The organism is Acinetobacter sp. RF14B (assembly GCF_006864105.1).
Lineage (GTDB): Bacteria > Pseudomonadota > Gammaproteobacteria > Pseudomonadales > Moraxellaceae > Acinetobacter > Acinetobacter lwoffii_C.
On record NZ_SMTB01000124.1, the window covers coordinates 1 to 5,357 of the forward strand.

General features: G+C 37.6%; 8 protein-coding genes. 4 read left to right on the plus strand and 4 right to left on the minus strand.

The window, feature by feature from the left end:
* The first annotated feature begins 848 nt into the window (after nucleotides 1-848).
* The 3 genes from E2K52_RS13210 to E2K52_RS13220 all read left to right on the plus strand — a co-directional run bounded on the left by E2K52_RS13210 (nucleotide 849) and on the right by E2K52_RS13220 (nucleotide 1,886).
* Complete coding sequence (locus tag E2K52_RS13210) at nucleotides 849-1,115, plus strand: hypothetical protein (protein WP_151205510.1); 267 nt, start codon at nucleotides 849-851, stop codon at nucleotides 1,113-1,115.
* 203 nt (nucleotides 1,116-1,318) lie between these two features.
* On the plus strand, nucleotides 1,319-1,612 hold the full coding sequence (locus tag E2K52_RS13215) for a type II toxin-antitoxin system RelB/DinJ family antitoxin (protein ID WP_004870963.1): 294 nt from the start codon (nucleotides 1,319-1,321) through the stop codon (nucleotides 1,610-1,612).
* Nucleotides 1,605-1,886: a type II toxin-antitoxin system YafQ family toxin gene (locus tag E2K52_RS13220; protein ID WP_001129137.1), complete on the plus strand. Its 282-nt coding sequence runs from the start codon at nucleotides 1,605-1,607 to the stop codon at nucleotides 1,884-1,886. The genes E2K52_RS13215 and E2K52_RS13220 overlap by 8 nt, the downstream gene beginning before the upstream one ends.
* Before the next feature lie 114 nt (nucleotides 1,887-2,000).
* On the opposite strand, the gene E2K52_RS13225 is transcribed toward E2K52_RS13220, so the two are convergent.
* Nucleotides 2,001-2,471, minus strand: coding sequence for a hypothetical protein (locus E2K52_RS13225; RefSeq protein WP_004870960.1), 471 nt, complete (start codon nucleotides 2,469-2,471; stop codon nucleotides 2,001-2,003).
* Nucleotides 2,468-3,439: a MobQ family relaxase gene (mobQ, locus tag E2K52_RS13230; protein ID WP_151205511.1), complete on the minus strand. Its 972-nt coding sequence runs from the start codon at nucleotides 3,437-3,439 to the stop codon at nucleotides 2,468-2,470. The genes E2K52_RS13225 and mobQ overlap by 4 nt, the downstream gene beginning before the upstream one ends.
* Nucleotides 3,440-3,634: 195 nt before the next feature.
* On the opposite strand from mobQ, the gene E2K52_RS13235 reads away from it, so the two are divergent.
* Nucleotides 3,635-3,916 (plus strand): mobilization protein, encoded by a 282-nt coding sequence (locus E2K52_RS13235; protein ID WP_151205512.1) that lies wholly within the window; start codon nucleotides 3,635-3,637, stop codon nucleotides 3,914-3,916.
* On the opposite strand, the gene E2K52_RS13240 is transcribed toward E2K52_RS13235, so the two are convergent.
* Both E2K52_RS13240 and E2K52_RS13245 read right to left on the minus strand, forming a co-directional pair.
* Complete coding sequence (locus tag E2K52_RS13240) at nucleotides 3,913-4,209, minus strand: hypothetical protein (RefSeq protein ID WP_151205513.1); 297 nt, start codon at nucleotides 4,207-4,209, stop codon at nucleotides 3,913-3,915. The genes E2K52_RS13235 and E2K52_RS13240 overlap by 4 nt on opposite strands.
* A gap of 50 nt (nucleotides 4,210-4,259) precedes the next feature.
* Nucleotides 4,260-5,243, minus strand: a complete 984-nt coding sequence (locus E2K52_RS13245; RefSeq protein WP_120403880.1) for a RepB family plasmid replication initiator protein — start codon at nucleotides 5,241-5,243, stop codon at nucleotides 4,260-4,262.
* Nucleotides 5,244-5,357: the final 114 nt, after the last annotated feature.

Sequence of the window (5,357 nt, forward strand, 5' to 3'; positions counted from 1 at the left end):
AGAGCCTACTCATTTTTGTATTCCTTATTATTAACTATGAGAATAATATATTACCTCATAGTTATGCGTCAATCCCTCATAGTTATGCGTCAATCCCTCATAGTTATGCGTCAATCCCTCATAGTTATGCGTCAATCCCTCATAGTTAAACATTGCAAAGCCATGCATAGCATAGCTTTGAGTAGGGTCTAAAAATCTTTTAAAATATTTAAAAATATAAAAAAAGAGAGGACTCTTAAAACTGCCCTAGGTACTCGCTAAAGCTCGTACTCTATTGAAGCTCGTTCCTCGCTTCGTGGGGCAGTTTTTAGTTAATCCTGTTTGTGAAATCTAAAAGCAAAAGCATTTGTAATGTATTCGCTTCGCTCATACTTTTTGAAAAGCAAAAGCTCCAAAGTTCGCACCCATTCGGGATGCTCTGTACCTACCGTTTAAAATCGAAAGGGAGCTTGTAATCAGAGAAAAGGCGAGGGCGAAATTTTGATGATGCTCAATCGCTCGTAGACACTCGCTCGGTTCTTATTATCTAGGTTTTAATTATTTACTGGAGCTAATCAAAAGTGTGGAACATTGATGAAATAATAGGCGTGGAACGTGAAAAGTCATAAAAAAAGCCCAATCGGGTGTGATTGGGCTATAAACTAGAAACTACAGCATTGATTTCTAAGGAAAATTATAACACATTTCGTATAAGGTGTATTATGTTAATTTTAGGAAAGCTACAAGATAGATTAGAGTCGATTTTTTCTCTTTTTAAATAAATAACAGATCAAAAAGAAATTAAACGTAAATAGGTAACCAATGAAGTATGATCTAAATCATGGATGTGAGTCACTAGGAGATAAGGAATGTCTACTCCTCTATGGATATTAATTTATTTAAGTCTTAGCTTGGTTTGTAAGTGGATTATTTCATGGGGTGGAGCAGATTATATAAAAGGATGGAAAAGTATCTTTTTTTTAGATATGGAAGCAAACTGGAGTGAAGAACAAGTACGAATGATGGCTTTATTCTTTTGGATTAGTTTTTCTATTTTATTTGTTATAGGTTTAATTTATCCAGAATTTAGATTTTATAGACTTAAAAATGACGTATACGAAATTCAACTAAAATAAAAAATAGCGATGGATTTCAGCAGACGCTTACATAGATATTAATGCTATATCAATTTTTTTGGAGGTCTTTGGCTTCCATTTAACATAATGGCTGTTATACGAAATTCAGTTGTCAGAAACCATTTATTACATCAAAAGTAATGAAAAAGTAAAGAATATGACTTATATTATCTTTACTTTAATGGTTTTTGAGTGAGGGAATCATGTCCGCAGTCAATTTCAATATGCGCTTAGAAGCAGAGTTAAAAGAACAAGTTACCCCTATTTTGGAAGACTATGGTTTGACTATGCCTCAAGCATTCAAACTGTTCTTGAATCAAATCGTTAAAACTAAAGCGATTCCTTTGTCTTTTGACTATGCACGAGAACCTGCTTTAACTCCTAAAGCAGCAGCCAAGTTACTTCAATCTTTAAAAGAGATTGAAAATGGCGAGTACACCGAGTACGAAACGGTAGAAGAAGCGATTAAAGCTATGTCGGAAGAAGCACATGGCTAAACGTAAGATTATCGTAACCAGTTCTTTTAAACGTGATATTAAAAGACGTTATTTAGAACTGGTTACGGCTGAATGGGCAGAAGTATTAGATTGTTTAGTCGCAAATAATCCTTTGCCTGAAAAGTATTTAGATCATCCCTTGAAAGGTGGTGCAGAGTTTAAAAATTGTCGTGATTGTCATGTGAAGCCTGATTTAGTCTTGATCTATAGGCTTGTTGGTGACGATATTTTAGAACTGCATCAGTTGGATAGCCATTCCGAAATTTTTGGATGACTATCGCTCGATGCTTTGAAAGATGGCTTTAGCCATGTTTCAAAGTCGGGCAACTTTGCGACTGCTGTCATTGATTCGGTGATGGCAAGAGCCGAGCAAAGTACTGTCTAATCATTATTTTGGGTCAATCACACAATAATCCTTATTCGCTCCGTGACAGTCATTTTTCATGATGCGAACGCAAGACTTCCCATTGCAATTTTTAATATCTAGGCTGTATTTTTGTTCTAGCCATGCAACGTCTGCTCTACGCTGTTTGATTTCGTCCATGCTCGGCACATATAAAAATAATGCTAAAAAGAAAACGATCAGCAAGCTAACAAAAGCACTGGCGTAGATTGCCATGAATCGCCAGTCAAGTTGATTGGTTGCATTGTTTAATTCCCGAATACTGTTGTTGAGTGCGTCTATTTGCTTCTGATTGGCGTTTTTTAGGTGTTTTTCGGTCTTATTGAGTACTCCGCTAGCCACTTCCTTATAAAACGCTTCTAATCGCTTGTTATCGTCTGCTATGGCTTCTCGATACTCTTTCATAGATGCCAGTAAAATATAGAGCTGGTCATCTAGGTCGTTTTGGTTGCTCATCGGTACATTCCGCCCTGATCTAAGTCTTGTGATGCTTTACGGTTGGCTCGCTCGGCTTGCTGTTGCTCTAGTTTTTGCTGTCGTTGTATTTCGGCTTGGCGTTCTTGTTCTAGGCGTTTAGCTTCTTGGTTTTTCTGCCATTGCTCGAAGCCTTGCTCGGCACGGTTTAAACCACGCTGTAAAACGCTGTCTGTGCGCTGTTGCTGTTGTTTGAGGTGTTGGGCGTTGTGTTGCTTCACATGGTCGTTATAACGGCTGATTTCGGTGTCTATGCCTTGTCTACGGAGTTGAGTGACCGAAGTCCCCTCATGAATGGTGGCTTGTAGTCCATTGTTCTGATCGGCATAGCTGCGGTGGTCTATTTTTTCTCGGTAGCCTGCTCGCTCCAGTGCGTGATTGGCTAAGTCCGCCCATGTTTCCCGAATCTGTTTGATGTCGTCTTGGGTTGTTCCCATATTTAGGCTTTTGCGTTTGGCATTACTTAACTCAATATCGGTTTTTGTCGTCAAAGTGAGTTTATTGTCAGGGTCTAATTCAGCTTTTCGGGTGGTCAGCATGATATGGGCGTGATGGTTTTTATCATTTCCGCCTTTGCTGGGTTCGTGAATGGCTAAATCTGCGATCACGCCATAGCGATCAACAAGTGATTGGGCAAACTCTTTTGCTAAGTCCTTACGTTGATCTGCATCCAGTTCATCAGGTAAGGCAATCACCCATTCTCTAGCGGTTCGAGCATCTTTGCGGTTTTCGGACTGTTCCGCCAAGTTCCATAATTCGCTACGGTCTATTTCTATATCAAGGTTAGACACAATTTCGCTATGGGCGACACCGTCCTTTCTCGTAAAGTCGTGGGTTAGTCCTGTTCGTTCATCTTTGAGTTTTTCCCCTGAACGGTAGGCAGACGATGCAACCGCAGTTCGTCCCGAACTTCGATTCACTGTTTTTGTTGAGCAATGATAAATCGCCATTTTTTATTTCGCCTTTTTAAATTGCGTAGCAATTTTTTGGGGTTAAGGGGTGTCCCCTTACGCAACGATGACTTGAATGAAATTCAAGTCGTAAGTGCGCATTTCATGAAAAACACGATAGCATATTAGCCGCTTGAATTTCAATTCATAGGGTCTTATGCTTGAGTGGTTTTCTATATCCTGAAATTAACCGTCATGACAAAATCTGCTGAAAATATCGAAAAGAGAATTGAAGCCCAGTTAGAGAAGCTGAAACAGTTAAAAGCACAGAAACAAGCTATCGAAGCAAGAGAACGTACCAAGCAAAAGGAACAGCAACGAAAAGATGATACTCGGCGTAAAATTCTGCTCGGTTCTTATTTGATTAAAAAAATGCAGAATGAAGCCAATAAAGAAAAAATATTGGCTGAACTCAACGAATATTTAACAGAAAATAGAGATCGACAGCTTTTTGATTTGCCCGATATTGAAGCCTAATTTTTCTTAGCTGTTTGGTTCTTTTGTTCAGCTTGATACTCTGGAATGAGCGTATTTAAAACCTTTTGAATATTGTCCTTGTCTTCTATCTGCAAATTATCTCGATAGTAAATTAAGTCCTGTATTTTGCTTTCCATCTGCATTTTTTCGGTGGGTTCGGCATCTTTGGATAGTCGGGATAATAGGAAGATATAACCGCATATATTTTCTCTCGCAATTTCGTAATTTACGATGTCGGAGTATTCAACGGTCACATGCTTTAGATCGGTTGATAGGTTATTTAATTTGATCATGGCTGGAATCCTGATTTTTCTAAACTTGGATAAACGGATGTTGAAATTACTTAATCTTTAAAATCCGTTTCAGTCCGCAATGTTTTAAAAATTCGCTTTGCCGTTTCTTCTCGGACGGATGTAGGGTCACGTAAAATATTGGCAATCCATATAGCAAACGCTGAATAATCTTTATTGTCGGCTAAATCTGAGATGCTATGAACCTTAGACAATACTGAACTATAGGTTTTAATTTGACTGTCAGATAAGTTGCTGAACATATCTATAGTCTTTTGATCTCGTTGAGATTCTATTTTTTTAGGTGATAATTTTTGCTTAAATTTCAATTCTATGTGTGTGAATTTTCGCCCTGTTTTTAACAGTTTATATTTAATTGTAATGGGAGATTTTTCATTAAGTTCATCAATTGCGGTATCTATTACCCATCTTTTTAAGTCTGCCGTTAATGGATATTTATTATTTAAATCAAGCATATTCCGCAAGTCATCAAGCCTTATTTTTCGATAACCTGTACTCTTGAACTGCATCATTAATTCATAAAATCGAACGCTATACCCACTACTTACTCCTGCTATGTCTTGAAGAAAATATTGTGTGAAGTTAGACGATAAGTTACTAATAAAAGGTAATACAGACTTACTAAATCTTATTGCAGCCAAAATATAATCTTCTGCATAAGGATCGCTTCCCGTTACCTCTTGGATAAATTCAGGATTAGCCAAAGCCCAATCACTATTGTATTTCATGATGTCTTGAACCCATCGAGTTTTAAACGTCCCTGCTTCAGTTGTTATTGTGATAACTCTATTAAAAAGTCGATCACATGCTTCTCTGATTTCCCTGCTTGCTGTTTTTGGGTTAACACCTAACTCAATAAATGATTCCCTTGTGACGCAATAACCTGTGTTATCTGTCACTTCTTCACCTTTAGGTATACAGGCTATAGCGGCCAAAATTAAGCGCTGTTCATTCAAAGACAGTTGATAACTAGCTTCAATAATATTATTTGCCTTGACTACTAAGAGCCTACTCATTTTTGTATTCCTTATTATTAACTATGAGAATAATATATTACCTCATAGTTATGCGTCAATCCCTCATAGTTATGCGTCAATCCCTCATAGTTATGCGTCAATCCCTCATAGTTA

Coding starts and splice junctions, on each gene's coding strand:
- E2K52_RS13210 (WP_151205510.1), top strand. CDS start 849: ATGTCTACTCCTCTATGGATATTAATTTATTTAAGTCTTAGCTTGGTT.
- mobQ (WP_151205511.1), bottom strand. CDS start 3,439: ATGGCGATTTATCATTGCTCAACAAAAACAGTGAATCGAAGTTCGGGA.
- E2K52_RS13245 (WP_120403880.1), bottom strand. CDS start 5,243: ATGAGTAGGCTCTTAGTAGTCAAGGCAAATAATATTATTGAAGCTAGT.
- E2K52_RS13240 (WP_151205513.1), bottom strand. CDS start 4,209: ATGATCAAATTAAATAACCTATCAACCGATCTAAAGCATGTGACCGTT.
- E2K52_RS13225 (WP_004870960.1), bottom strand. CDS start 2,471: ATGAGCAACCAAAACGACCTAGATGACCAGCTCTATATTTTACTGGCA.
- E2K52_RS13220 (WP_001129137.1), top strand. CDS start 1,605: ATGGCTAAACGTAAGATTATCGTAACCAGTTCTTTTAAACGTGATATT.
- E2K52_RS13235 (WP_151205512.1), top strand. CDS start 3,635: ATGACAAAATCTGCTGAAAATATCGAAAAGAGAATTGAAGCCCAGTTA.
- E2K52_RS13215 (WP_004870963.1), top strand. CDS start 1,319: ATGTCCGCAGTCAATTTCAATATGCGCTTAGAAGCAGAGTTAAAAGAA.